The organism is Pollutimonas rozaliensis (assembly GCF_048751585.1).
Classification (GTDB): Bacteria; Pseudomonadota; Gammaproteobacteria; order Burkholderiales; family Burkholderiaceae_B.
Map to the genome: position 1 here is coordinate 1 of NZ_JAZHOB010000326.1, position 242 is coordinate 242.

Consider the following 242-nt stretch of genomic DNA (forward strand, 5'->3'; position numbering starts at 1 on the left):
GTGCAGAGACCCTGGAAGCGGCCAAGGCCATGGGAATGCGGAGCCCGCAGCGGTTCTGGCAGGTTCGGCTACCGCTGGCGCTGCCGGTGTTGCTGGAAGGGGTAAGAGTCACCGCCGTACAGGCCATCGGGCTTACGGCGGTGGCGGCGCTGATTGGTGCCGGAGGACTTAGCACCTTCATTTTTCAAGGGTTGGGGCAGGCGGCAATGGACATGGTGCTGCTGGGTGCGCTGCCAATCCTG

1 protein-coding gene is annotated in these 242 nt (G+C 64.5%); it reads left to right on the forward strand.

Annotation, left to right across the window (positions count from 1 at the left end; all coding sequences use genetic code 11):
- The coding region (locus V0R37_RS23095; protein ID WP_420376691.1) for an ABC transporter permease subunit at positions 1 to 242 on the forward strand (242 nt) is incomplete at both ends.